Annotated in this window: 21 protein-coding genes; 1 reads left to right on the forward strand and 20 read right to left on the reverse strand. The window is 60.4% G+C overall.

The window, feature by feature from the left end:
• Positions 1–35 precede the first annotated feature (35 nt).
• From ACFSR7_RS22325 to ACFSR7_RS22340, 4 genes are all read right to left on the reverse strand, one after another.
• On the reverse strand, positions 36–836 hold the full coding sequence (locus ACFSR7_RS22325) for an HAD family hydrolase (protein ID WP_378165388.1): 801 nt from the start codon (positions 834–836) through the stop codon (positions 36–38).
• Between the two features lie 95 nt (positions 837–931).
• On the reverse strand, positions 932–1,450 hold the full coding sequence (locus tag ACFSR7_RS22330; RefSeq protein WP_378165389.1) for a hypothetical protein: 519 nt from the start codon (positions 1,448–1,450) through the stop codon (positions 932–934).
• Positions 1,451–1,572: 122 nt separating this feature from the next.
• The gene (locus tag ACFSR7_RS22335; protein ID WP_378165391.1) at positions 1,573–1,770 is read right to left on the reverse strand and encodes a DUF896 domain-containing protein; all 198 of its coding nucleotides are present in this window, start codon (positions 1,768–1,770) and stop codon (positions 1,573–1,575) included.
• 160 nt (positions 1,771–1,930) lie between these two features.
• The gene (locus ACFSR7_RS22340) at positions 1,931–2,380 is read right to left on the reverse strand and encodes a LysM peptidoglycan-binding domain-containing protein (protein WP_378165393.1); all 450 of its coding nucleotides are present in this window, start codon (positions 2,378–2,380) and stop codon (positions 1,931–1,933) included.
• 164 nt (positions 2,381–2,544) lie between these two features.
• Between ACFSR7_RS22340 and lexA the strand changes: the two genes are divergently transcribed.
• Positions 2,545–3,168, forward strand: coding sequence for a transcriptional repressor LexA (gene lexA / locus ACFSR7_RS22345; protein ID WP_378165395.1), 624 nt, complete (start codon positions 2,545–2,547; stop codon positions 3,166–3,168).
• A gap of 87 nt (positions 3,169–3,255) precedes the next feature.
• Here lexA and glnA read toward each other — a convergent pair whose 3' ends face one another.
• The 16 genes from glnA to ACFSR7_RS22425 form a co-directional block, all read right to left on the reverse strand.
• Positions 3,256–4,584 (reverse strand): type I glutamate--ammonia ligase, encoded by a 1,329-nt coding sequence (gene glnA / locus ACFSR7_RS22350; RefSeq protein ID WP_378165397.1) that lies wholly within the window; start codon positions 4,582–4,584, stop codon positions 3,256–3,258.
• Between the two features lie 33 nt (positions 4,585–4,617).
• Positions 4,618–5,037, reverse strand: coding sequence for a MerR family transcriptional regulator (locus ACFSR7_RS22355; RefSeq protein ID WP_378165398.1), 420 nt, complete (start codon positions 5,035–5,037; stop codon positions 4,618–4,620).
• Positions 5,038–5,163: 126 nt separating this feature from the next.
• Complete coding sequence (locus tag ACFSR7_RS22360; protein ID WP_378165400.1) at positions 5,164–6,468, reverse strand: methionine gamma-lyase family protein; 1,305 nt, start codon at positions 6,466–6,468, stop codon at positions 5,164–5,166.
• 40 nt (positions 6,469–6,508) lie between these two features.
• A complete protein-coding gene (hflX, locus tag ACFSR7_RS22365) occupies positions 6,509–7,810 on the reverse strand; it encodes a GTPase HflX (protein WP_378165402.1) in 1,302 nt (433 codons plus the stop codon).
• Between the two features lie 63 nt (positions 7,811–7,873).
• The gene (locus ACFSR7_RS22370) at positions 7,874–8,893 is read right to left on the reverse strand and encodes an AAA family ATPase (RefSeq protein WP_378165404.1); all 1,020 of its coding nucleotides are present in this window, start codon (positions 8,891–8,893) and stop codon (positions 7,874–7,876) included.
• Positions 8,894–8,982: 89 nt separating this feature from the next.
• Positions 8,983–9,639, reverse strand: a complete 657-nt coding sequence (locus ACFSR7_RS22375; protein ID WP_378165406.1) for a YdcF family protein — start codon at positions 9,637–9,639, stop codon at positions 8,983–8,985.
• Positions 9,636–10,196, reverse strand: coding sequence for a ribonuclease FAU-1 family protein (locus ACFSR7_RS22380; RefSeq protein WP_090112617.1), 561 nt, complete (start codon positions 10,194–10,196; stop codon positions 9,636–9,638). Before ACFSR7_RS22380 ends, ACFSR7_RS22375 begins: the two co-directional genes overlap by 4 nt.
• A gap of 121 nt (positions 10,197–10,317) precedes the next feature.
• On the reverse strand, positions 10,318–10,758 hold the full coding sequence (locus ACFSR7_RS22385; RefSeq protein ID WP_378165407.1) for a GNAT family N-acetyltransferase: 441 nt from the start codon (positions 10,756–10,758) through the stop codon (positions 10,318–10,320).
• Positions 10,759–10,857: 99 nt separating this feature from the next.
• On the reverse strand, positions 10,858–13,485 hold the full coding sequence (locus ACFSR7_RS22390) for a PBP1A family penicillin-binding protein (protein WP_378165409.1): 2,628 nt from the start codon (positions 13,483–13,485) through the stop codon (positions 10,858–10,860).
• Between the two features lie 158 nt (positions 13,486–13,643).
• Positions 13,644–13,886, reverse strand: a complete 243-nt coding sequence (hfq, locus tag ACFSR7_RS22395; protein WP_340513656.1) for an RNA chaperone Hfq — start codon at positions 13,884–13,886, stop codon at positions 13,644–13,646.
• Between the two features lie 52 nt (positions 13,887–13,938).
• Complete coding sequence (gene miaA / locus ACFSR7_RS22400) at positions 13,939–14,892, reverse strand: tRNA (adenosine(37)-N6)-dimethylallyltransferase MiaA (protein ID WP_378165411.1); 954 nt, start codon at positions 14,890–14,892, stop codon at positions 13,939–13,941.
• Positions 14,889–15,671: a class I SAM-dependent methyltransferase gene (locus ACFSR7_RS22405; protein WP_378165419.1), complete on the reverse strand. Its 783-nt coding sequence runs from the start codon at positions 15,669–15,671 to the stop codon at positions 14,889–14,891. The genes miaA and ACFSR7_RS22405 overlap by 4 nt, the downstream gene beginning before the upstream one ends.
• The gene (gene mutL, locus ACFSR7_RS22410; protein WP_378165421.1) at positions 15,668–17,773 is read right to left on the reverse strand and encodes a DNA mismatch repair endonuclease MutL; all 2,106 of its coding nucleotides are present in this window, start codon (positions 17,771–17,773) and stop codon (positions 15,668–15,670) included. Before mutL ends, ACFSR7_RS22405 begins: the two co-directional genes overlap by 4 nt.
• Before the next feature lie 36 nt (positions 17,774–17,809).
• Positions 17,810–19,246, reverse strand: coding sequence for a S41 family peptidase (locus ACFSR7_RS22415; RefSeq protein WP_378165423.1), 1,437 nt, complete (start codon positions 19,244–19,246; stop codon positions 17,810–17,812).
• A gap of 2 nt (positions 19,247–19,248) precedes the next feature.
• Complete coding sequence (gene mutS, locus ACFSR7_RS22420; RefSeq protein WP_378165425.1) at positions 19,249–21,981, reverse strand: DNA mismatch repair protein MutS; 2,733 nt, start codon at positions 21,979–21,981, stop codon at positions 19,249–19,251.
• A 623-nt stretch (positions 21,982–22,604) separates the two neighbouring features.
• Entirely contained in the window at positions 22,605–24,137 is a 1,533-nt protein-coding gene (locus ACFSR7_RS22425) for a putative amidoligase domain-containing protein (protein ID WP_378165427.1), read from the reverse strand.
• Positions 24,138–24,194 lie beyond the last annotated feature (57 nt).

A 24,194-nucleotide genomic window follows, 5' to 3' on the forward strand; every position in this document is an offset into this window, starting at 1 on the left:
CGCCGAATCCCTTCATCGGGGATCCGGCGCTTTTGTCATTCCGCGGAAAGCTTGTTAAGGAGCGGCTGCAACTCGCTCAAGCTGGCAATCTCGAAGCTCGGCACGATCTCGTCGCCGCGTACGGCTCCGTGGCGGTTGATCCAGATTGAGATCATCCCGACGCCGTTGGCGCCCTTGATGTCGGTCGTCAGCTTGTCGCCGACCATGACGCAGTCCTCCGCTTCAAGCCCGAGTCGCTGCAGCGCGTGAGCGAACAGCCTCGGCGACGGCTTGCCTTCCCCAAACTGTCCGGAGATGACGATCTCGTCAAAATAGGGGATCAACTCCGGCGTCATCGCAAGCTTCTCCTCTTGAAGATCGGGAGACCCGTTCGTCAAGAGCAGCAGCTTGTAATTCCCCTTGAGCGCGTCGAGCACCTCGAACGTTTCCTCATAGGCAAGCGGCAGCTTCCGGCGTTGGGCCGGAAACATCTCGGCAAGCTCGGCGCCCAGCTCCGGGCTGTCCACGCCAAGCGTCTTGAGTCCGCGCGTCCATGCTTCACGCCGATAATCCGGGACGATGGCTTCCATCCGTCTGAACATTTGATGTTCCCCGGCCTTAAAGTTCCCCCACAAACCTTCGAAAGGGTTGATCCCGATCATTTGCGTGAACGGAAACGTCTCGTACGTCTCATAAAGCGAACGCGCCTCGCGTCGCACCGCATCTTCCAACGCGGCTGCGTCGACGCCGGCTTCCCTTGCAGCCTGCTCGCAAGTCGCCTCAAAGGCCTGCTTGACGCTGCGGTCATCCCATAACAGCGTGTCGTCCAAATCGAACATTACCGCTTGAATCTTCATCTGACGTCCATCTCTCCCGTGCGCGATTGTTCAAATCCCGAATATCATTGGTTTAACCGTAGAAACGTACTTATAGAAAAGCGAATGTCCGTGGCTTATTTAGCACGGTTTTCCCACTCGATCTGATGCTGTCCAGCAAACTCCTTGAGCCGAACGGACATTGCATCCAGCGGATACCGGTTCATCAGCTTGGTGAACACCCAGTTGCCGCCTTTGATCGTCTCTACGACGATATAGCCAGGCATCTGGACGATTTTGCGAATCTCGAGCGGCTTAAGGGTCTTGTATCCCGCAAATTTGCGCGTCTCCAGCCTGTCCTTCGAGACGGCTAAATAAGGCCGACGGAGGAAGTAAAATACGGCGAGCAGCACATAACAGCCTACTGTTGCCCAGAACATGCCGGCGCTCTGTTCAAAGCTCGCGGACCAAGGCTTAAACAATAGAATATAGAACACGATCAGAAGCACGAGCGTGAAAGGCATAATGAAGCTTCGCCCTTTGAACCGGTCGATCTGCACCGAAGGAGCGGACAAACTCTGCTTCCCCTCTTTTTTGCGGCGTTTGTTGATTTGCTTCGAATTGCGCTGTACGGCGCGTTCCCATGAACGTGACACTGGATACCCTCCTATGTATAGGCAAAGCCGGCTTTAAGCCGGCTTCGCCGCGTTGCCGCATGAATAAGACCGATCATGCCATCTTTCACGACGTTAAATATCGGAATCTGCAAACGGGCGTATCAATGCTTGATCGTATTTTCGGGCGGTTCGTCCGTCCACTCGATCTGATCGAGCTGTTGCCTGAAGTTTCGTTTGAAGTTGTCCAGATAAAGCTTGCGCAGCTTTTGTCGCTCCAAAGTCTCTTCCTCGGTTAATCCGATCGTTTTGTGTTTATGTGCCAACTCGTTAATCCGAGCGATCAGTTTGTCGAATTCCATAGGGTCACCTCCCGTGTTGCCTCTTCTAATTTGACAATATCGCAAGGGGAATGTCAAGGCGAGGCTAAAGCAAAAAGACCGATATGCATCGGTCGATTAAGGATAGTCTATTCAAGAAAGATTCGTAATGCGAATATCGAAGGGATAAGAACGTGCGTTCCTATTCGACTTTATCGGACAGCTTGGCCGGAAGGACCAAGCGTTGACCGGAAGCAATGGTGGATGACGTCAGTCCGTTGCGCTTCATGATCAGGTGCACGGCCGCGATCGTCTTCATGCCGGCAGGCTTGGCACCCTCGGCAATCGCCCAAAGCGTATCTCCGCTGTCTACGGTCACGGTCGCTTCCGTTGCGGCAGCCGGACGGACGGAATCGGGCTCGGCTGATGCAGTCATCATGGACAGTCCCGCATAGATCAGCAGTGCGACAATCGGAATCAAAAACAGCCGCAGTCCCTTAAAGGAGACGATCGATTGAAAAGTGATCGCCAATGCCGTGCGCTCGACTCGCGCGGTCGAAGCGGAAGCTCGCCCCTCCCCGCTATCCCTCTTCATATATGTATAATCATTAGCCTTCAGCGAATCCGAACCGAGCAGCTGTACTTGTACCATCTCATCCACCCCAAACGTTTGTTCTGATACGAGAATACCACGAACATATGTTTGAGTCAACGATTTTGCGAACGCAAGTTCCCTAAGAACGAATGTTTGTACGAACTCCGGTTCTGTGTTATAATTTGTCATATGAATTTTCAAGTCAGTAGGAGGGCTTCGAGGTGTCGAAGATGTCCAACCGTCAATCCGCCATATTGGAATTTATTAAGAATGAAGTCAAGGACAAGGGTTATCCCCCATCCGTGCGCGAGATCGGCGAAGCCGTCGGACTCGCTTCGAGCTCTACCGTGCATGGCCATCTAGACCGTCTCGAAAAGAAAGGCCTCATTCGCCGCGATCCGACCAAGCCGCGCGCGATCGAGATTACGGACGGCGAGCAGGATCCTGTCGTTCAGTTCGCGCAGTCCATTCGTCAGGTTCCGCTTGTGGGCAAGGTCACGGCGGGCGTGCCGATCACCGCAACGGAGAATATCGAGGAATACTTCCCGCTTCCCGCCCAGATGGTCGGCGAGCAGACGGTGTTCATGCTCTCCGTCAGAGGCGACAGCATGATCGACGCCGGCATTCATAGCGGCGACTACGTTATCGTGCGCCAGCAGCAGACGGCTACCAACGGCGATATCGTCGTCGCCATGACCGAGGAAGACGAAGCGACGGTCAAGACGTTCTACAAGGAGCGCGACCACATCCGCCTTCAACCGGAGAATACGACGATGGAGCCCTTGCGCTTGAATAACGTGAGCATTTTGGGCAAAGTCATCGGTTTAATCCGCAGCATTCGATAATCGTTTTATTCCTTCATTCGACATCAACAACAAAGAATCCTCGGGATCGCGAAGCGATCGCCGAGGATTCTTTGTTGTTGCCGAGTATTAATAAGTCGTCAAATATTGATCCCGCTCCCATTGGTGGACCTGGGTGCGATAGATGTCGTATTCGATTTCCTTCATTTCATAGAAATGCGTCAGCGCGTGATCGCCGAGCGCATCGCATACGATCTCATCGCGCAGCATCTCGGACAATGCTTCGCGAAGATTCAGCGGGAGGCTTGGAATGCCTGCGTCGATGCGCTCTTCTTCGCTCATCACATATATATTGCGGTCGACCGGCGCAGGCAGCGCCGTCTTGTTGCGAATGCCGTCGAGGCCGGCCTTCAGCATGACTGCAAGCGCCAGGTACGGATTGGCAGCCGGGTCCGGATTGCGGACTTCGACGCGCGTGCTGAGGCCGCGGGACGCCGGAATACGGATCATCGGACTGCGGTTGCTCGCCGACCAGGCGACATAACATGGCGCTTCATAGCCGGGAACGAGCCGCTTGAACGAATTGACGGTCGGATTCGTGATGGCCGCCATGCCCCGCGCATGCTGCAGGATTCCCGCCATATAGTGACGCGCCACCGTGCTGAGGCCCAGACGGTCGTTCGCATCGTAGAACGCATTTTCCGAGCCCTTGAACAGCGACTGATGGCAGTGCATGCCCGAACCGTTCATGCCGTACAGCGGCTTCGGCATAAACGTCGCGTGCAGTCCGTGCTTGCGTGCGATCGTCTTGACGACGAGCTTAAACGTCTGGATTTGGTCGGCCGCCTTGATGGCGTCCGCATATTTGAAGTCGATCTCGTGCTGCCCGGGTGCGACCTCGTGGTGCGAAGCTTCGATCTCGAAGCCCATTTCCTCGAGCATAAGCACGATATCGCGACGGCAGTTTTCGCCCAGATCGGTCGGCGCAAGGTCGAAGTATCCGCCTTGGTCGTTAAGCTCTGTCGTCGGATTGCCCTTCTCGTCGGTCTGGAACAGGAAAAACTCGGGCTCCGGGCCGACATTAAACGACGTATAGCCAAGCTCCTCCGCTTCCTCGAGCGCACGCTTCAAGATGCCGCGCGGATCGCCCGCGAACGGCGTGCCGTCAGGCATATAGACGTCGCAGATCAGGCGCGCGACGCGGTCTTCCGTGACCCACGGGAAAACGACCCATGTATCGAGATCCGGATACAGATACATGTCGGACTCCTCGATCCGAACGTAGCCTTCGATGGAGGAACCGTCGAACATCATTTTGTTGTCCAACGCCTTTTGGAGCTGGCTTACGGGGATTTCCACGTTTTTGATGATGCCCATCAGATCGGTAAATTGCAAACGAATAAAACGTACGTTCTCTTCCTTGGCAATCCGAATGATATCCTCGCGCGAGTAGCTCATGACAGCCTCCTAGTATGGTCGTTGTAGGTACAGCTACTTGTTCTTGTAAAAGCGGGACAGCTCGCCCTGGATGAGCGATACTTGGCCCGGGCGCTTGTTGCCCGACATGATCTGCTGCTTGAGCATGCGGTGAAGCTGAGATTCGGACATCTCGCGTCGCTTGACCTCGGACAGCTCGTTGATAATCGTTCCGTCATCCGCGCTCTCTCCGACCGGGTTCATCACCTGCTTGATGCCGGCGATGTTGACGCCCTTTTCGATCAGCGCCTTGATCTCGAGCAGACGCTCGACGTCGTTAAACGAAAAAAGCCGCTGATTGCCCGCGGTCCGGGCGGGTTGAATTAATTCGTGTTGTTCGTAATATCGTATTTGCCGGGCAGTCAGATCGGTCAGCTTCATGACAATGCCAATCGGGAACAGCGCCATATTTCTGCGTATTTCGTCGCCAGCCATAACATATCAACCTTCCATCTGGGCGCGGAATTTGCAACCACTCCCATTGTAGCCCGGGCCGCAAAACATGTCAAGGAATGTGAGGTTTAATTCCAATGAGCATACGCAGCTTCGCAAGAGGCTTGGCTATTGATCCCGCCGAACTGACATCCCGCCGAGCATGCCGCGAGCATGCAGCGACTGCCAAGCCTCCCGCACCGCCAATTTAACGTGCGCATACGTTAAACCGCCCTGCATGTATGCGATATAAGGCTCGCGGATCGGAGCGTCCGCGGACAGCTCCAGGCTGCCGCCTTGTATAAAAGTGCCGGCCGCCATAATGACCGGATGCTCGTAGCCGGGCATGTCCCATGGCTCGGGGACGACATGGGCGTCCACCGCGGCCGCGCGCTGCACGGCTTGGACAAAGGCGATCAGCGGCGCTTCCGAGCCGAAGGCGATCGCCTGGATGAGGTCGGTGCGGGGCTCGTCCCAGCCGGGCTTGGTCTCGAAGCCAAGCTGTTCGAACACGGCTGCCGCGAAAATGCTGCCCCGGACCGCTTGCGAGACGAGCAGCGGCGCCAGAAACAGCCCCTGGTAGATCGACCGCGTCGTGCCGAGCATGGCGCCGACTTCCGCCCCGATGCCCGGCGCGGTCATGCGGAAGGCCGCCTGCTCGACGAGCTCCTGCTTGCCCGCGATATATCCGCCGCTGGCCGCGAGCCCGCCGCCCGGATTTTTAATGAGCGAGCCCGCGATCAGATCGACGCCGACCTCGCACGGCTCGCGATCTTCGGTGAACTCGCCGTAGCAATTATCGGCGAAAATGACGGCGTCCGGCTTAATCTGCCGCAAACGGCGGACCATCTCCGCAATCTGGTCGATCGTAAACGAAGAACGCCACTCATACCCCCGGGAGCGCTGGATCGCGAATACCCGCGTACGGGGCGTCACCGCCGCGGCGACCGCCGCGATATCCACGCCGCCGTCAGCGAGCAGCGGGATCGACTTGGCCTGGATTCCCCAATCGGCAAGCGAACCGATACCATCCCCCGGCTTGCCTACGACCTTGCGAAGCGTGTCGTACGGTTCGCCGGTCACGAACAGCAGCTCATCGCCCGGCCGCAGCACGCCGAACAGTGCCGTCGAAATCGTATGCGTGCCCGAAGCGAAATGAGGCCGCACCAGTGCGGCCTCCGCTCCGAATACATCTGCGTAAACGAGATCCAGCACTTCGCGCCCCCTGTCGTTGTAGCCGTAGCCCGTCGAGGAGGCGAAGTGATAATCGCTCACTTTATGCTTGCGGAAGGCGCGAATGACCTTCCAGTTGTTCCGTTCGCCGATCCGGTCCGTCTCCGCAAAACGGCCGGCCGCGAGCATCTCCGCCCTGTCGGCCAGCTGCTGCCATTCCAGATCCGTTGCCTGATTGTCCTTGCCTTCGTTTGCCTTCATGTTTCCCTGCTCCCATTTCCGAACCGGTTCGCGCTTACGATCAGACCGAATTCACGTTTTCTACGAAATAATGTTCAAGCGACCTTCCGTACTTCTCCAGATCCGCCGGATTAATGCGAAGCTTAAGCAGCAGACGATCCTCGTCCGTGTCTTGCTCCAGCACTTCGCCTACGCGGTAGGCCAGCGCGACCAGTTCGCCGCGTTCTGCGGGGAGCGACAGCAGCCTCACGTCTCCCAGGAGCTTGTCCTCGATGCGGCGCACGAGCATGTCCATATCCCGCGCGCTGAATGCGCTGACACGCAGCGTATCGGAGCCGCCGGCGAGCAATCCGATTGCCGCCGGCGGACATTCGTCGATCTTGTTGTAGATCAGCAGCGTCGGCTGGCCGCCGGCCCCGAGCTCCGACAGCACCTCGTCGACAACCGTACGCTGCCGGTCCCGCATCGGGGACGACGCGTCCACGACGTGTAATAGCAAATCCGCCTCGTTGACCTCTTCGAGCGTCGCCCGGAACGCCGCCACCAGATCGTGGGGCAGGTTCTGAATGAAGCCGACCGTATCGGTGAGCAGCACTTCCTTGCCGCTCGGCAGCGGCAGCGCGCGGGAGGTCGGATCGAGCGTGGCGAAAAGCTTGTTCTCCGCAAGCACGTCGGCGCTCGTGAGCTGCCGGAGCAGCGTCGACTTACCGGCGTTCGTATAACCGACAAGCGCAACCTGGACGACGCCGTTTTTTTTGCGGCGTTCCCTGTGGAGCTTGCGATGCGCCATCACGCCTTCGAGCTGGCGCTTTAGCTCGGTGATCCGATTGCGGATGTGACGGCGGTCCGTCTCCAGCTTCGTCTCGCCCGGTCCGCGCGTCCCGATGCCGCCGCCGAGCCGGGACAGATTTTTCCCTTGTCCGGACAGTCTCGGCAGCAGGTACGACAGCTGAGCCAGCTCCACCTGCAGGATACCTTCCCTCGTCTTGGCCCTGCCCGCGAATATATCGAGAATGAGCTGGGTGCGGTCGATGATCTTTACGTCCAGCTCTTCTTCAAGATTGCGCACCTGCACGCCGGACAGCTCCTGATCGAAAATGGCCGTTGTCACCGCTTCTTCGGCAATCCTCGCTTTTAGCTCCTGGGCCTTCCCCTTACCGACGAACCATCTCGTATCCGGAACGTCCCGGTTTTGCATCATGCGTCCGACGACCTCGACGCCGGCCGTATCGGCCAGATTCGCAAGTTCGTCCATCGAATGCTCCGGATCCGCGCCCGATTGGCGTACGGCATCGGTAACCAGACTGACGAGCAGCGCGCGCTCGCCACGGTCTGCCCCTGTATCGTAAGAACTCGGCTTCATCTTCTATCGGCTGCCTCCATTGCTTCGAATCGTCACTCTATACTATACCCGCAATAAGGCACGCTAATTGAAGCCCCATCCGAATGCAGGTCCCGCCGGCGCCCCGGCCGCAGGCAGCGGCTTCAAATCCTCCGGTCGAATGCCTACCAGCTCCTGTCTTGAAGGCGAAGCCGAAGGATATTGCTGAAGCAGCCGCACCGCCTGGTTCCGAATGGCTCGTTCAAGCATATTGCGCACATAACGGGCGTTGCTGAACGGATGCGCCGCCGCTTCTTTTTCTTGCAGTACGTTTTGCTTAAGCTTGGCGACCGCCTGGGGCAGCAGCACGTAATCGCGCTCCCTCGCCATCCCTTCGGCGATCTGGAGCAGCTGATCTACGCTGAAGTCCGGAAAATCCATCTGGATCGGGAACCGCGACGGAAGTCCCGGGTTCGTCATCATAAACATGTCGATCTCCATCGGATATCCCGCAAGGATCAGCACAAACTGATTGCGATGGTCCTCCATCGCCTTGACGAGTGTATCGATCGCTTCCTTGCCGAAGTCCTTTTCCCCGCCGCGGGCAAGAGAGTACGCCTCGTCGACGAACAGCACGCCGCCAAGCGCCTTCTTAACGAGATCCCGCGTCTTCTGCGCGGTATGGCCAATATACTCGCCGACCAGGTCGGCGCGTTCAACCTCGACCAGATGGCCTTTGGTCAGCAGTCCCATGCTCTGAAAGAGCTTGGCGAGCAGCCTGGCGACCGTCGTCTTGCCCGTGCCCGGATTGCCTCTGAAAATCATATGGTAGACGTGCGCCTGGCTATGAAGTCCCGCATCGCCCCGGTACTGGGCAATCTGCAGCAGCGCGTAAATCTCGTAGACAAGCTCCTTGACATTATCGAGCCCGACCATGCGCTCCAGCTCCTGCTGCCACATGGCCCAAGGGCCCGAAGACGGCAGGCCGCGGCTGGCGGCCAGCGCCTCCGGGCTGGCTGCCGCGCCGGACGGTGCCGCGTCCTGGTTGCGAAGCACCACGTTAATCTGTCTGGCGGGCCTCGCCGCGGCGGCGCTATCCCGCTCGCCCTGCGCTCTAGCGTTCATGAATGGCTCACACCCCGCAGACGAAATGTCGGCGCGAACGCCGCACTATCAGTCTATTCGAGCCAACCGGGCATCATGCAACCGCACATTCAAAGCCACTTTTGGAGCAGCCACTTGGTGTAGGCCAGCACCTCGCGCGTCCGGTGATAAGCCATGTTCATCACCTTAGAGTCCGCCACGCTGACCTGCGGATGCTCGTAGTCCAGCGCCTCTGCGATGTCGAGCGATCTTGACCCGTGATATTGATGCGTGACGATTACCGCCGTATGCCATCCGTTCGCCTGCATAATCGCTTTGGAATATTTCAGGTTTTCGTACGTACTTGTCGCCTCAGGCTCGATAAAAATTACCGAAGCAGGCACGCCCTGTTGCAGCAAATAATCGCGCATGCCCTCCGCCTCGGTCAGCACGGCGCCTCCGCCGTCCAGTCCGCCCGTAACGATAAAGTGACTGAAGACGTTTGCCTTATAGAGCGATAAAGCCTGATCCAGACGCTCCTGCAAGCCAGGGCTCGGTTTGTTGTCCCACAAGGACGCGCCCAGCACGATCCCGACATCGGACTGCGCCGGAAGTCCCTTGGCGGGTTCGCCGCCGAATCGTCCGATGACGACAAACAGGCTGCCGCACCATAGAAAAAGCGCCAGCACGCCGGCGCTAACCATATAGGCGGCCGCCCGAAGTCGCCTTCTGCGCAGACGGACGACAGATTCGACCGCGCTTGGCCCGTGATTCCCGCCCCCGGTCACGGCGTACCGCTCTCCCAGCCGAGACGCTCGAGAAACAGCTTGCGGTGCTTGAGGCTCATATCGAAGTAAGGAAATTTCTTCTGCCGGATCAGAGACAGCAGACGCTGCGCCGTCCGGTGGGCCATCGCCGAGTCGCGCGGCGTGATATGGCCGTCGTCCAACGCTTCCTCCAGCTCGTCCTCGTCAAGCAGCAGCGTCTCGCCGGTCGGCAGTACGACGATGTCGAGATACAAGTCGTCGAACCAGGGCACCTGCTGATCGGTCAATCCCTGCGTTTTGCAAATATCGATGTACCACTGCACGACCTGGCCGCGCTGATCGAACATCGTCGTCACGACAAAATGCTCCCCGCGCGGGTAATGCTGGGTCCACAGATATCCTTTGTCCGCGAGACACATCCGCTTCCCGTTGTACTCCTTCCAGAGCGGGTCGCGCAGGTCCTGAATCCGGTATAACGTTACAAACCCGCGGAAATAAGGTTCGTCCATGGGGATGCAGGCATAGTTTTTTTTCAAGATGCGGCGCCAATTGGCCCGGTCGGAAAATTTTCGTTTCATAAATCCTCTCTCGTTCACGATAATCAGGTTTACACAAAGCTTACCACAACTTGCCTTCTTGAACCAGTTAAGCCCTCTTTGCGCTGCGGCAAGCATCATCCGGCCACGACCGCCGGTAAATTTATCGCAAGTTCTTGCTCATCCTGACATGCAATATGCCTGCATCGTAGAACGGTTCCGCAGATATCGTCGCGTAGCCCAGCTTCTCGTAAAAAACTTCCGCGCTGCACTGTGCGTCCAGGATCGCGGTCTCGTATCCGAGCTTGGCGGCGTCTTCCTCCATCGCCGACACAAGGAGGCGACCGATCGAGCGGCCGCGGTAGGGAAGTCTGACGGCGATGCGCTGCAGCTTGGCCACTCCGGGCTCAAAGGTTTTCCAGCGGGCTGCAGCTACGGGCTTCCCTTCGTCCGTCACCAGGAAGTGCCTGCAGGCAGATGGGGAAACGTCATATCCGTCGACCTCCTGGTCGGGCGAAACGCCTTGCTCCTGCACGAATACTTCCATGCGCACGGACAAGCCCTGTTCCAGTTCGCTTTGCTCGGTTACCAGTTTGCATTCCATTGCGATTCCTCCTGCCGATTCTTTCTATAATGAACCTATTTTGTACAAAAAACGAAAAAAAGACAAGCGCGGGCGCGCCTGTCTCTAAGCGTAATTCGCTCAAGGAGCGACCGTCTCCGTGGCATCGGCCGCAACTCCTGAATTGGGTTGATTCTTATTGTTTTTATTGTTTTTATCATTTTTCTTGCCGTTCTGGTCGGCGGCATCCGTCTGTGTCGGCAGCACGCTCGGCGTGGCCGTCGCGCGCGCGACCGGGCCCGTTGACTCTGTCGATTGGGGAGTCGACGACGGCGTCGGAGACGGGGTCGTCGTCTGTGAAGGCGGCGCCGTATCGGTCGGCTGCCCGCCGTCAGGCGTTTGTCCGCCTTGCTCTCCGTTTCCGTCGTCCGGCACATCCGTGCCTTCCGGCGGGAGCGATTCCGTCGGTTCGCCAGGCGTCTCCGTTGGCGTCGGCGTCGGTGTTGGTTCCAGCTCGGAAGTCACCTCTACCGTAACGCGATTCGACTCGGCGCCCTCCGTTCCGGTTTTCGGATCGTAAGGCTTCACGTAATACGTGTACGTCGTATCCGGCAAGATCGACAGATCTTCGGCCGACGGCGTAACGGACTCGACCAGCAGCTTGAACTGGTTCTCCCCGCTCGCCTGGCGATAGATCTTGTAAGTGATATCGTCGCCCGGTACCGCGGACCAGTTCAAAGCTACCGATACCTGCTGAGAGTCGTACACGCCTGTCAGATCGGTGATCGCCGCGTTCTCCGTCGGCGTCGGTGTCGGCTGCTCCTGCGCCTGATCCGGCACGGGGAACGACTGCTTCTTTTTGCCCTCGAGCGCCTTCGTCATGACCTTGGAGAACAGCGCCGCAGCTTGGCCGCTGCTCTTCTTGACATAATGATCCTTGTCGGTCTTGTCATAGCCCATCCAGACGGCTGCGGTATACTCCGGCGTGAAGCCGACGAACCAGACATCTCGGTTGCCGCTGGAGCTGACGCCTTTGAGTCCGAGCTGCGTCGTTCCCGTCTTGCCGGCGACGGTCCGTCCGCTGATTTGCGCCTTCGTGCCCGTGCCGCCGCTTACGACGCCCTTCATAATCTCGGTCACGTAGTAAGCGGTCAGCGGTTTGATTACCTGATTGTCGCCGGGCGCCTTAAACGAATAGACCGTTTTTCCCGAAGCGTCGTTGATCTTGAGCACGGCATGCGCGTCCTGAAGCTGGCCGCCGTTGGCGAAGGTGCCGTAGGCACGGACCATCTGCACGGGCGTCACGCCGTTGGTCAAGCCGCCGAGCGCGATCGCCAGGTTGTGCTTGTCTTCGTCACCCAGCTCGATGCCCAGCTTGCCGGCGAACTTAACTCCCGTCGAGAGGCCGATCTCGTTAAGCAGCCAGACCGCCGGTTGGTTGCGCGACTCGCGGATTGCTTCCTTCATCGAGACGGCGCCGATATACTTTTTCGAATTGGAATCCGTCGGGCAATACGTTCCGTTACCGTAACAGATCTTGTCGTCGCGGAGCGTCGAATCCGGCGTATAATTGCCTGTCTCGAGCGCCGGACCGTACGAGACGATCGGCTTGAACGAGGAGCCCGGCTGACGACGGCTTTCTACGCGGTTCAGTCCGCTCTTTTGGTAGTCCCTGCCGCCGACCATCGCCTTGAGCGAGCCGTCGTGCTGGTCCATGATGACCATCGCGCCTTGGATCGGCGTATCGTCGTTGCTTTTCTCGAAGTTGGCTTCTTTGGAAAACTCGCTTTCCATCGCGCTTTGGGCGTCCGTATCGATCGTCGTATAGATCGTGTAGCCGCCCGACAGAAGCTCTTCCTCCGTCAGATTCAGCTTTTGGAGCGCTTCGTCGATCGCATAATCCGTGTAGCTGGCGAACTTGCTCGTGCTGGTCATCGCCATCGTCGGCTTGTATACGATCTCCGCGGCCGCTGCGCGTTCTTCCTCCGTAATGAGTCCTTGATCTGTCATCAGCCTCAGGACGACGCCGCGGCGTTCCATGGAGTTGTCCGGATGCTTGTAAGGATTATAGATGCTCGGCCCTTTCGGGATCGCGGCAAGCGTAGCGATCTGCCAGGTTTTCAGCTGATCGAGATCGCCGACGCCGAAGTAATATTTTGCAGCCGTCTTGATGCCGTATTGTCCGTTGCCGAAATAGATCCGGTTCAAGTAGAGCTCTAAAATCTCTTCCTTCGACTTGTGCCGCTCGAGCGCCAGCGCGATCGACGCCTCCGTGCCTTTGCGGAACCAGGTCTTGTCCGCGTTCAGGAACAGATTGCGGGCGAGCTGCTGGGTAATCGTGCTGGCCCCCTCGACCATGCTGCGGGCGACGACGTCCTTGGCGAGCGCCCGGCCGATGCCGAACAGGTCGACGCCGCCATGCTCGTAAAACCGTTTGTCCTCGACCGCCACGAAGGCATCGCGCACGGCTTTGGGAATATCCTTGTATTGCACGTATTCGCGGTTGCCGCCCGCGATCGATATTTTGGCGATCTGATTGCCGTTCGCGTCGGCGATGATCGTTGAACGGTCGAGATCTAGCTTGTTGAGGTTGGCCGACAAAATGCGTTCGCCGTTCAATATGACGAGCAAGTACGCGACCGCTGCGCCGAGAACGGCCAGGACTGCGAGGCAGATGATCCAAATGAGCGCGACTTTGCCGCGCCCGCGCTTGCGCGGCGGCTTGCCGCCTTTCCCGCTGCGGGACGATTTCGGTGCTGACTGAGCCAATGGCTTTCTCCCCTTTTACAGTACGTTTTTCTCTGTCTATACCATACCCGCTCAAAAGAAGAACAACCCAAGTGTTGGGTTGCCCTGTGGCCTGGCTATTCAATTAGACGCTTAAGGGGGGTGAAAGGTTTCGTTTTGGAACTACGCGCGCCTAAGCGTCAGGCGTTGGCCCCGGTGTCCTGCTGCTGAAGGGATACGTTGCGCTGCGGCATAAACGTGCTGATGGCATGCTTGTAAACCATCTGCTGCCGGCCGTCGCTGTCGATGACGATCGTGAAGTTGTCGAAGGCGCGGACGACGCCGCGGATCTGAAAACCGTTGGTCAAGTAGACGGTGACGGGCACGCTATCCTTGCGCAATTGATTCAGAAACGTATCCTGGATGTTTATGGACTTGTTCATTACCGGTATCCCCCATCGCCATTAATTTCTTTTATAAGCTTATATTCAAAGCTCATTTTAACTTTCCTGCTATTATAGCATAGATCATTGGCAAAAGATCGGTGATTTTTGCGACATCGTCCGTATCGATCCAAACCAAGTCCTGCATGTGCCGGAACCAGGAGAGCTGGCGCTTGGCGAAGCGCCGCGTATCCCGCTTGAGCATCGATACGGCATCCTCGTACGGGACGCGCCCCTCCAGGTAAGCGGCCATCTCCTTGTATCCGAGCGCCTGCATGGAAACGGACGACGAGGGCAAGCCCGCTGCAAGCAGCCCCCGCACTTCCTCTTCCAGCCCTTGGGCCAGCATATCGTCGACCCGCCCGTCTATGCGCGCGTACAGCTTGGCCCGATCCATATGGAGTCCGAGCAGCGCGAGATTATAGGGCGATTCCTTGCGGTCTCCTCGCGCCTCGCCGAGCTGCTCGGATGCGGGACGCCCTGTCGTCGCATGAATCTCCAGCGCCCGGATGACGCGTCTTACGTCGTTGGGATGCAGCTTCGCCGCCGTCGCCGGATCGACGGCCGCCAGCTTCCCGTGGAGCGCTTCGGCCCCTTCCGAGTCGGCGATCGCTTGCATCGACTCGCGAAAAGCAGAATCGCCGCCCGTAGGCTGGAAGCGGAACCCGTAGCATACGGACTCGACATACAGGCCCGTGCCGCCGACGATAAAGGGGATTCGCCCGCGGCTATGGATGTCGCGGATCGCTTCCCCGCAGGCCGTCTGGAAGTCAGCTGCCGAAAAAGGCTCGGCCGGCTCCTTGATATCGATCAGATGGTGCGGTACGCCCTCGCGCTCCGCAAACGGCAGCTTGGCCGTACCGATGTCCATCCCTTTGTATACCTGCATCGAATCCCCACTGATAATCTCGCAATCGAACGTTTTGGCGATCGCAAGACTCGCCGCGGTCTTGCCGACGGCAGTCGGTCCGACCAGCGCGATCAGCGGAGGCTTGTTGTTCGTCATTGAATCTCAATCACTCCATAGTCCACGGCCGAATAGGAAGTCCGGACGCGCCGGAACCCGTGCCGTTCGAATTCGCCGCTCGTCTTGTGGTCCTTCAGTACGACGACGCGTCGGGCCACCCGTCGCGCCTCCGCGATCGCTTCGGCGGCGAGAGACCGGTCCTCCGCATGCGCCCGGAGCGGCCTTAAGGAGGCCGATCCCGTGACGGGCTTCGCGAACATCGGATCGAAGTATACGATGTCCGCGCTGCGATCCGGCATGCGCCTCAGCGCCTGCAGATGCTCGCCATGCTGCATGCTAACCCTGCGCATCGCCTCGTCAAGCTCGCTTAGTCCGCTCCGGTAAGCTTGCAAGCCTTCTCTTACGATGACGTACAGGATGTGCGACGCTTCGACCGCCCTCACGCTGCCGGCTGCGCCCGCGGCGTAAGACAGTACGAGCGCATCGGCGCCAAGACCCGCCGTGCAATCGACGACGACGTCCCCCGGCCGCACGCCGGCCGCCTCTACGAGCGCGTCGCCGCCGCCCTCGAGCAGGCGCTTGACTCTGATCAGCGCCATGCTCGGATGGTAAAAAAGCGGATCCGCGCCGTCCGCGGCATACTTTAAGCCTTGCGGCGCTGCGATCAGGATGCCTTCCGCGGCCTCCTGAAATTTCCGGGCGAGGCCTGCAAGCGTCTCGCGGCGCCGGTCGGCGAAGCGGCAGCCAAGCTCGTCCGCCAATCCGCGCGCGTACGCGGCTAGCGCCGCATCCGGCTTCTCCGCGGTCGTTACGATCAAGACATCACCCGCTTGAACATTTTCTCGAGCTCGTACGTCGTGAAGCTGACGACGATGGGCCGTCCGTGCGGGCATGTATAAGGCTGCTTGCAAGCGGCCAGCCTGCGCAGCAGCGTCTCGCCCGCTTCGCGCGTAAGCGCCTGGTTCGCCTTGATCGAAGCTTTGCAGGAGCACAGGATCGCCGCTTTCTCGCGGATCTTGTGAAGATCGATGCCCCGCTCCTTCAAGATCCACTCCGCCATCTCCCGCACGATGTCCGACTCGTCCCCTTCGGGAAGCCAATGCGGTACGGCCCGTACGATAAAGGTATTGCCGCCGAAGTCTTCCAGATATACGCCCGCGAGCTCGAACCAGGGGAGCTTGCCGCGAATGGCCGCGTATTCGTCAGGCGCGAAGGACAGCGTGACCGGGAGCAGCAGCTCCTGGCTCGCGGCCGCCGGATCGCCGAACTTCTCATAGTAAATCTCGTAATGAATGCGCTCGTGCGCGGCATGCTGATCGATCAGGTACAAGCCGCTGTCGTTCTGGGCGACGATGTACGTGCCGTGAAGTTGGCCGATCCAGTAGAGCTCGGGGAATTCGGGCTTCGACTCCGCGGCCGCGGCGCCGAAAGCCGCCCGCCACACTTGATCGGGCAGCTTGCCCGCTTCCTGCCCCCTGCTCCTATCGTTCCAAGGGTCTCGCGCCGGCGCCGTATAGCTTCCGCCGGAAGGACGCTGTTCGCGGACTGTCTCTTGACTGACGTTGGACGACCGCCCCCCAGAAGCAACGGCGTAAGACGACCGGCTTGGGGCGCTATCCCGTTTTCTTTCCCCGGATCCCTGCGATATTGAATCCGCGTCGTCGGACGAAGCTGCATTTTCGACTGGACGAATGTCCGGAGAAGGCGCCTCAGATTCGGCGGCGACCGCCGGTTCGCTTGATGCGGGGGCCGGAAGTTGCGCTTTTGCTGAATCGTTGTCCGGCTGCGCGGTGTTTGGATCGCCGTCCGGCTGCCGCTCGCTTGGCTTGGGATCCGATTGCGCCTCAACCGGCGGCAGCTGGAACCGGATTTGCTCCTGCTGCCAGATGTCAGGCTTCGGCTTGCGGACGGCCGTCCCGGAAGGGATATAGGCATAGGTTTCAAGCGTTTCCTTTACGGCGGCTTCCACGAAAGCGCGCAGCTCGGTTTCTTTGCTGAACCGCACCTCAAGCTTGGCGGGGTGAACGTTCACGTCCAAAAGCGACGGATGCATCCGCAGATGCAGAACGGATAGCGGGTAGCGGTTGATCGGCAGCAGCGTATGGTAAGCCTGCAGCAGCGGCTGGACGATAGCCGGGCTGCGGACGAACCTTCCGTTGACGATGATCGTCACCGCGCTGCGGCTGGCGCGCGTCTCGATCGGCATGGCGGTCAGCCCGGACAGCGAGAAATCCGGTCCGTCCGCTTGCAGCTCGAGCATCGCCTTGGCCGGTCCCGAGCCGTAGATCGCCGCGACGACTTGCCTCAGGTCGCCGTTCCCCGGGGTGCGCAATAGCACGGAGCCGTTGTGCGAGAACGTAAACGCGACGTCCGGGCGCGCAAGCGCCTGCCGGTAAACGACGTCGGACAGATGCGATAGCTCCGTCTGGATCGTGCGCATGTATTTGAGCCGTGCCGGCGTGTTATAAAAAAGCTCTTTGACGGACATGTCCGTGCCTCTCGGCGCGGCAGCGTCCTCATGGCGCTTGACCGTGCCGCCTTCGATCTCGAGCAGCCGGCCGAGGCCGCCGGATTCGGAGGCGCTCAGGCACCGGACTTTGGCGACGGACGCGATACTGGGCAGCGCTTCCCCCCGGAAACCCAACGTCGAGATCTGGAACAGGTCGCGATTGCTTGCGATCTTGCTCGTCGCATGGCGCTGGAAGGCGATGAGCAGGTCGTCAGGCTGGATGCCCGCTCCGTCGTCCACGACCCGAATCAGCGACAGGCCGCCTTCATCCGCGGCAATATCGACGTGCCTTGCGCCGGCGTCGACCGCGTTCTCGATAAGCTCCTTCAGCACGGAAGCCGGGCGCTCGACCACCTCGCCGGCCGCGATCTGGTTCGATAAATGCTCGTCCAGCTGTATGATGATCCCCATGGGCTGTCCCTCCTTCCTGACTATAAGCTGCCCACGTCAAGCCGCCGAATCGTACAGCGTGACCGTTCCGTCGCCTACGGCTGCCCAGGTCAGGTTGGCGAACCACTTGGACAGCAAGCGAACGTCGATATAGCTGACACCGTTTTTGACGATGACATGACTGTCGGTGGCGTCAAGCCGATGCGTGATTCCATCCTTGGAGAGCACGATCTGCCGGGCCTTGGCATCATAGCTCAGCTTGGCTTCGGAGGCGACTGCACCCAGCTTGGAGCTGACGTACCAGACGCCGTTTTTCTTGATGACGGAGCCGGAATCCGCCGTGCGGATACCATTGATGACCAGCGCGCCTCTGCCGACGGTAAGCCTGACGTCGCCGCCACCGGCGAGCCGGTAAGCCGCGAGCAATTGCTGAAGGCCGCCAGTTACGGTTAAGTCCGGCGTAAGTCCGACTTTGTCCACTTTTTTGCCGCCCGGCGTCGTGTACTCCTGCACAGTCACCTTAAGCGTACCGCCCGACTCCACCGGAATGAGCTGCTGGATGACGCCTTTGCCGTATGTTTTCGTGCCTACCAGCTTCGCGATTCCGTATTCCTGCAGCGCGCCGGATAAAAGCTCGGTCGCGCTGGCGCTGCCGCCGTCGACAAGAATATAAACGGGATAGCTTCGGCTTACGCCGTGCAGCTCGATCGGCGTGTCTTTGCCGTCGCGGTCCGATACGTGCGCCAGGATGCCGTCTTTGACGAACAATGACGCGATCTGCTGGGCTTGATCCACGTATCCGCCGCCGTTGCCGCGCAGATCGACGATGAGCGACGACATGCCTTTCCCTTCGAGCGATTGCAGCTGCGATTTGAACTTGGCGCCGGCATCGGCCGAAAAGGAATCGAGCCGCAGGTAACCGACGCCGCTGCCCATCAGTTTGGAAGTGGCGACAGGCAGTTGTACCGCGGTCCGTGCCACCAGAAACTGCAGCTTGACCATTCCCCGCTTGACGCCGATGTTGACGATGGTCCCTTCCGCGCCGGCAGCCATGATCTGAATCGCGTCAATCGATTTGCCCGCGGTGAGCTCGCCGTCGATCGAGACGAGCGCGTCGCCCGGCATCAGCCCGGCCCTAAACGCCGGGCTGTCCGGCACAATGTCTTCAAGATAAACGATGCCGTCGTCCTGCGACATGACGATGCCGATCCCGACAAAAGACTGATTGATTGCGTTCGAGAAGTTCTGAAGCTCCTCCGGCGAAAAATATTGGGTATAAGGATCGCCCAGCGCATCGATCATCGCATCGATGCCGGACTCGCTCAGCTTGTCGTCCGACGGCTTGCTGATATGGTATTCTTCGAGCAGCTGGCGTACTTCGTTGACTTGGTCCTGGGTAGCGGCACCGGCACCGACAGGCAGCCATAGGACCGAAAGGGCCAGACACAGCACCGTTTTAAGCAGAAGGTTTGCCGTTTTTCGTTGTCCTCTCAAGTTCAGTCCCCTTTTCCGATCAATTGATTGCGCGCGTCGTTGAGCCATTCCAGCGCCTGCAGCGGCGTCATGCGCATGACGTCGAGCTTGCGCATCTTGTCGAGCAGCTTGTCCGCCTCGGGCGTCCGCGCCTTCGCCGCCTTCGCTTCGGCGGAAGCCGCCGCTTCCTCGAACATCGACAGCTGCTGCACGCCGCTTGCAGGCGGAGCCGCGGCCGGTCCGCGCTCGGCGACAATCGGCTGCGGAGCTTGCTGCGCAAGTATCGGCGCAGCGGCCGCGTAAGCCGGTCCCGCGTTCGGCGAAGCTTCTGTGCCGGCAACCCCGCCGGTTGTCCGGGCCGATGCCGCACCGGCGGCCTCAAGCAGGCCGTAAGCTCTCGAGACGATCGAATCCGGCAGGCCGGCGAGCTGCGCGCAATAGATTCCGTAGCTGGAATCCGCCGCTCCGGCTACGAGCTTGCGGAGGAAAGTGACGCCGTCCGCGCTCTCTTTGACGGCCATGCAACCGTTGCGAAGTCCGCTCAGCGTCTCCTCCAGATGGGCCAGCTCATGGTAATGCGTCGAGACGAGCGCCTTGCAGCCGATCCGGTCGTGCACATATTCGATAACGGATTGGGCGATCGCCATGCCCTCGTCCGTCGATGTGCCGCGGCCGAGTTCGTCGATAATAACCAGGCTGCGCTCCGTCGCTTGCTCCGTCATTATCTGGATATCCTTCATTTCGACCATGAACGTGCTCTGTCCGCCGACGAGATCGTCTGCCGCTCCGATTCGCGTGAAAATGCGGTCGACCATCGGCAGCTCAGCCCGGGAAGCGGGCACGAAGCAGCCGATCTGTGCCATGATGCAGATCATCGCGACCTGCCGCATGTACGTGCTCTTGCCCGCCATGTTGGGACCCGTGATGAGCAGGATCGGCCCGCCTTCGCGCGTCAGCGAAGCGTCGTTCGAGATATAAGAGCTCCCTTCGGTCACGGCCTCCACGACGGGATGCCGGCCGCCGGTTACGTTCAGGTCGTAGCCGTCGCTCCAGGTCGGCCTGACATACCGCCGCTCCGCGCTGACCTCGGCCAGCGACTGCAGGGCGTCGAGGCTCGCCACTCTCTCGGCCAGACGCTGCAGCCGGGGAATATGGAGTGCGATCTCGTCGCGCAGGGCGGCGAACAGCTCGTACTCCAGATCGATCATGCGGTCCTCGGCTTCGAGGATGAGCGCTTCCTTTTCCTTCAGCTCGGGCGTCACATAGCGCTCGGCGTTAGCCAGCGTCTGCTTGCGCTCGTACCGGCCCTCCGGAAGCGTGCCCAGATTGGCCCGCGTCACCTCGAGATAGTAACCGAACACTTTGTTGAATCCGATCTTCAGCGACTTGATGCCCGTCGCCTCGCGCTCCCGCCGTTCAAGCTCGGCGATCCAGGTCTTGCCGTTCTTGCTCGCTTCGCGCAGCTCGTCCAGCCGCTCGTGAAAACCGGAACGGATCAGTCCGCCCTCGCGGACCGACACAGGCGGCTCGGCCGCAATCGCGTCCACGATCGCCAGCGCCAGATCCTCGCAGGCGTCGAGCGACTGCGCCATGGCGGCGAGCGGCCCTGAGCCGAGCTCCGCGCAAATATCCTTGAGCGCCGGGATGCGCGAGAGCGAAGCGCCCAGCGCGTTGAGATCGCGCGCGTTGGCCGTGCCGTAGGCGATCCGCCCGACAAGCCGCTCCAGATCGTAGATCTCCGACAGCGCGGCGCGCAGATCCTCGCGCAGCATCCAGTTGCCGTGCAGCGCCTCGACCGCGTCGAGCCGCTCGTCCGCCGCCGCCCGATCGAGCAGCGGCTGGTCGATCCAGCGCTTGAGCTGGCGCGCGCCCATCGCCGTGCGCGTGCGATCGAGCAGCCACAGCAGCGAGCCCTTACGGGCGCGGTCGCGCACGGTCTCGGTCAGCTCGAGATTGCGCCGCGTGAACGCGTCGAGTGCCATAAACTGCTGCGGATCGTAGCTCTTGACCGCGCGCACATGGGCGAGCGAGCGCTTCTGCGTATCGCCGAGATATTCGGCGAGTCGCGCTACGGCGAGTTTCCTCACCGGCTCGTGCCTCTCCCACCGCTCTTCGGGGAATTGCGCGGCGAGCCGTTCGCCCGGGTCCTGCGTCTGCGCCCTGACCGTCGCGACCAGGGCCCTGCCGGACGCCTTGGACGCCTCGTCCAAGATCGACAGCGCCCGCTCGTCGCCGACGGCCTCGGCCGGACGATAAACGTTCAGCTCGTTTTTAACCGCCTCCGCGGACGCCGCGAACGAAGTCACGTACATCTCGCCGGTCGTCAGATCGCAGGCCGCCAGTCCGAACCGGCCGTCCTGCTCGGCTGCACCGACGATAAAGTTGTTCACGCCACCGGCGAGCGATTTCGTCTCCATCACCGTGCCGGGCGTAACGATGCGCACGATCTCGCGTCGCACGACGCCCTTGGCCGCCTTCGGATCCTCCACTTGCTCGCAGATCGCAACCTTGTAGCCCTTGTCTACCAGCCTTGCTATGTAACCTTCTGCCGCGTGATGGGGGACGCCGCACATCGGAATGCGCTCTTCTTGCCCCGCCCCCCTGCCGGTCAATGTAATCTCAAGCTCCCGGGACGCGGTTAACGCGTCTTCGAAAAACATTTCATAGAAATCGCCCAGCCGGAAAAACAGGAGCGCATCCTTCGCTTCTTCCTTCACGGACAAATACTGCTGCATCATCGGGGTATAGCCGGCCATAGAATCCTCCAATTGTCCCACTGAACTCATCACTCTATTATACCAAGCTTTGCGAGGTTCGTCGTGCTAGTCAGGGAAACTGGCATAAACTAGAGCCGTGCGTTCGCTCGCGGATGAAGCAAACCGGTCAGGGATGATCCAAGACCGCCCGTATAGTCTTTTAAGTTTGGCGGATATCCGAACCGATTCGCCGCGGAACGCCTATCGACGGTTCATCCGACAATTGTTCAGTCGGGTCGGCCGTTCGTCACCTGCACCGATCTATTGCGTAATGCCTGCAAATATACATCTAATTTCGACGATGTTGACCCTTTTGGGAAGAAAAGATGCAAATACGCAGGTATTTTCCTCCATCAGACTGGCATTCAGCTTATTCGTTAAATTTACATGCACATTTGCAGGTATTTCACCAAGCAGCGTCGGCGGGCAGAAAATACATGTATAAATGCAGGTTTCCGCCCCGCAAATTTCCTATTGGCGCCGCAGCCCGCGTCAGGAAGGAAAGACATTTTATACGCTTTTAAGCATTAAAAAAAGCGGCTTCGCGTTTGCCGCTAGCCGCCTACCGCTATTGCGCGTCCGATACTGCACGCTCCGCCATTCAACCGTCCGCTTCCCCGGCGTCACTCCGGGATCCGCCATCTGCGCCGGATATCCTCGCTCTCGTCCCACACCTTGCCCGCCTCGATCGCGTCGAACAAAAAACCGATCGCTTCGCCGTATCGTGCGTAAGCCGGCAGCGATTCCAGCGCGCCGCGCACCGCCGCGGCCGCCCGCCGCAGCGGCGCCGTCCGGCCTTCATAAAAGGCGTCGCGCAGCCCGTCGTCGTCGAGCGGCCGGCTGCCGGACAGCTCGCGCGCATGCTCGGCCGCGAGCTTCGCGAGCGACAGGACGCCGAGCGCGAGCCGCGGCGATACGAGCCAGCTCGGCGGCGTCCGGTATTCGAAGCCGCCGTGCGACTTCGACCTGAAGTCGCCGAGCGCGCCGTAGCGCGGCCGGCGGCGGCCGGCACCGGCCGGCTCGAGCAGCCGAAGCGGCAGCGCGAGCGCGTTGTCGAGCGCCCGCAGGCGCTCGGCCGTAAGGGCAAGGCCGCTGAAGTGCAGATGCCCCCCCAGCGGCAAGCCCTTGACCGGCGCGGCGCCCGCGCGCCAGCGCAGCCCCGCGCCGGCCGTTCGCGCGGAAGCATCCTGCAGCAGGCGCCGGATGCGCTGCGCCAGCACGGCGGGGTCCCGCGCCGGCCGTGGCCGCAGCTCGGCGAGCGGCCACCGCTGCACGCCCCGTACGACGACCGAATCGCTTCCTGTCCGCTCGCCCGGGCCGAAGTACCGCGAGGCCGGCACGATGCGCCCGGCATCCGTGAGCATGACAAACTCCGGATCTGCGCCGATGAGCGCTTCCAACATGCCTTCCGCGGCCTCTTCCGACCACGCCGCGACGAATGCGGATGCGGCCTCGCACAGGCTGCGCCCGCCCGGTTCGTCTGTCACGCCGATCGCCGCATCCAGGCCGACGATGACGCCGCGCCGGCCCGATCCGTCGACCTGCCAGGTCACGGTGCCGAGCTCGAGCCCGAGGGCGTAGAGCGCGCGCGCGGACGCTCTGCCCAGCCGGCGGACCAGCTCGCGCCCCGACGCATGCTCGCCGGGCGCCGGACGAACGATCGGCGCGGCCAGGCCGAAGACGGTGACGACGTACGTCCGCGACGGGACGCGGAGCGTGCCCCGCGGCTCGTCTCCCCGTCGCCAGCCTGCATTCCCGCCCACCGGAGCGCCGCTTCGTATCGCCGCGGACAGCCCCTCCCGCAAGAGCCGCCGGTCGAGCTCCGCGGGCGCCAGCGAACCGACCGCGCCTGCCTTGGCGTTCCATGTCCAGGCCTCTGCATGTCCGGCAGCGGAAGCGCCTGCTTCCGTACGCACGATGCCCTCGCCTGCACCCGACAGGCGAATGACCACGTCCGAAGAACCCGGCCGACTGTTAGCTTCAAGACGCTTCAGCCCCGCAGCCGTCAACAGCTCGGCCACCGCGCATTTTCCGTCAACCCATACCGTCCCGTGCGCAGCCTGACGGCTTTCCGCACAGCTTTCGTCCGCCGCGGATATAACGCTGCCGATGACTCCCGCCCTGCCCTTGCCTCGCTTCGAGCCGGATCCCCCCATCGCCTTCCCCCCTAAACAACACGGGAAGGGCCGTCCCGCCGACGGTTGTACGTCGAA

This window comes from Cohnella sp. GCM10020058 (assembly GCF_042683485.1).
In the GTDB taxonomy this organism is placed as follows: domain Bacteria; phylum Bacillota; class Bacilli; order Paenibacillales; family Paenibacillaceae; genus Cohnella.

What these genes read in the sequence shown, in the direction of transcription:
- ACFSR7_RS22385 (WP_378165407.1), bottom strand. Translation starts at nt 10,758, where the DNA reads ATGGAATGCAAACTGGTAACCGAGCAAAGCGAACTGGAACAGGGCTTG.
- ACFSR7_RS22340 (WP_378165393.1), bottom strand. Translation starts at nt 2,380, where the DNA reads ATGGTACAAGTACAGCTGCTCGGTTCGGATTCGCTGAAGGCTAATGAT.
- mutS (WP_378165425.1), bottom strand. Translation starts at nt 21,981, where the DNA reads ATGGCCGGCTATACCCCGATGATGCAGCAGTATTTGTCCGTGAAGGAA.
- ACFSR7_RS22325 (WP_378165388.1), bottom strand. Translation starts at nt 836, where the DNA reads ATGAAGATTCAAGCGGTAATGTTCGATTTGGACGACACGCTGTTATGG.
- ACFSR7_RS22380 (WP_090112617.1), bottom strand. Translation starts at nt 10,196, where the DNA reads ATGAAACGAAAATTTTCCGACCGGGCCAATTGGCGCCGCATCTTGAAA.
- ACFSR7_RS22360 (WP_378165400.1), bottom strand. Translation starts at nt 6,468, where the DNA reads ATGAAGGCAAACGAAGGCAAGGACAATCAGGCAACGGATCTGGAATGG.
- ACFSR7_RS22335 (WP_378165391.1), bottom strand. Translation starts at nt 1,770, where the DNA reads ATGGAATTCGACAAACTGATCGCTCGGATTAACGAGTTGGCACATAAA.
- ACFSR7_RS22355 (WP_378165398.1), bottom strand. Translation starts at nt 5,037, where the DNA reads ATGGCTGGCGACGAAATACGCAGAAATATGGCGCTGTTCCCGATTGGC.
- glnA (WP_378165397.1), bottom strand. Translation starts at nt 4,584, where the DNA reads ATGAGCTACTCGCGCGAGGATATCATTCGGATTGCCAAGGAAGAGAAC.
- hfq (WP_340513656.1), bottom strand. Translation starts at nt 13,886, where the DNA reads ATGAACAAGTCCATAAACATCCAGGATACGTTTCTGAATCAATTGCGC.
- hflX (WP_378165402.1), bottom strand. Translation starts at nt 7,810, where the DNA reads ATGAAGCCGAGTTCTTACGATACAGGGGCAGACCGTGGCGAGCGCGCG.
- ACFSR7_RS22370 (WP_378165404.1), bottom strand. Translation starts at nt 8,893, where the DNA reads ATGAACGCTAGAGCGCAGGGCGAGCGGGATAGCGCCGCCGCGGCGAGG.
- mutL (WP_378165421.1), bottom strand. Translation starts at nt 17,773, where the DNA reads ATGGGGATCATCATACAGCTGGACGAGCATTTATCGAACCAGATCGCG.
- miaA (WP_378165411.1), bottom strand. Translation starts at nt 14,892, where the DNA reads ATGACGAACAACAAGCCTCCGCTGATCGCGCTGGTCGGACCGACTGCC.
- ACFSR7_RS22425 (WP_378165427.1), bottom strand. Translation starts at nt 24,137, where the DNA reads ATGGGGGGATCCGGCTCGAAGCGAGGCAAGGGCAGGGCGGGAGTCATC.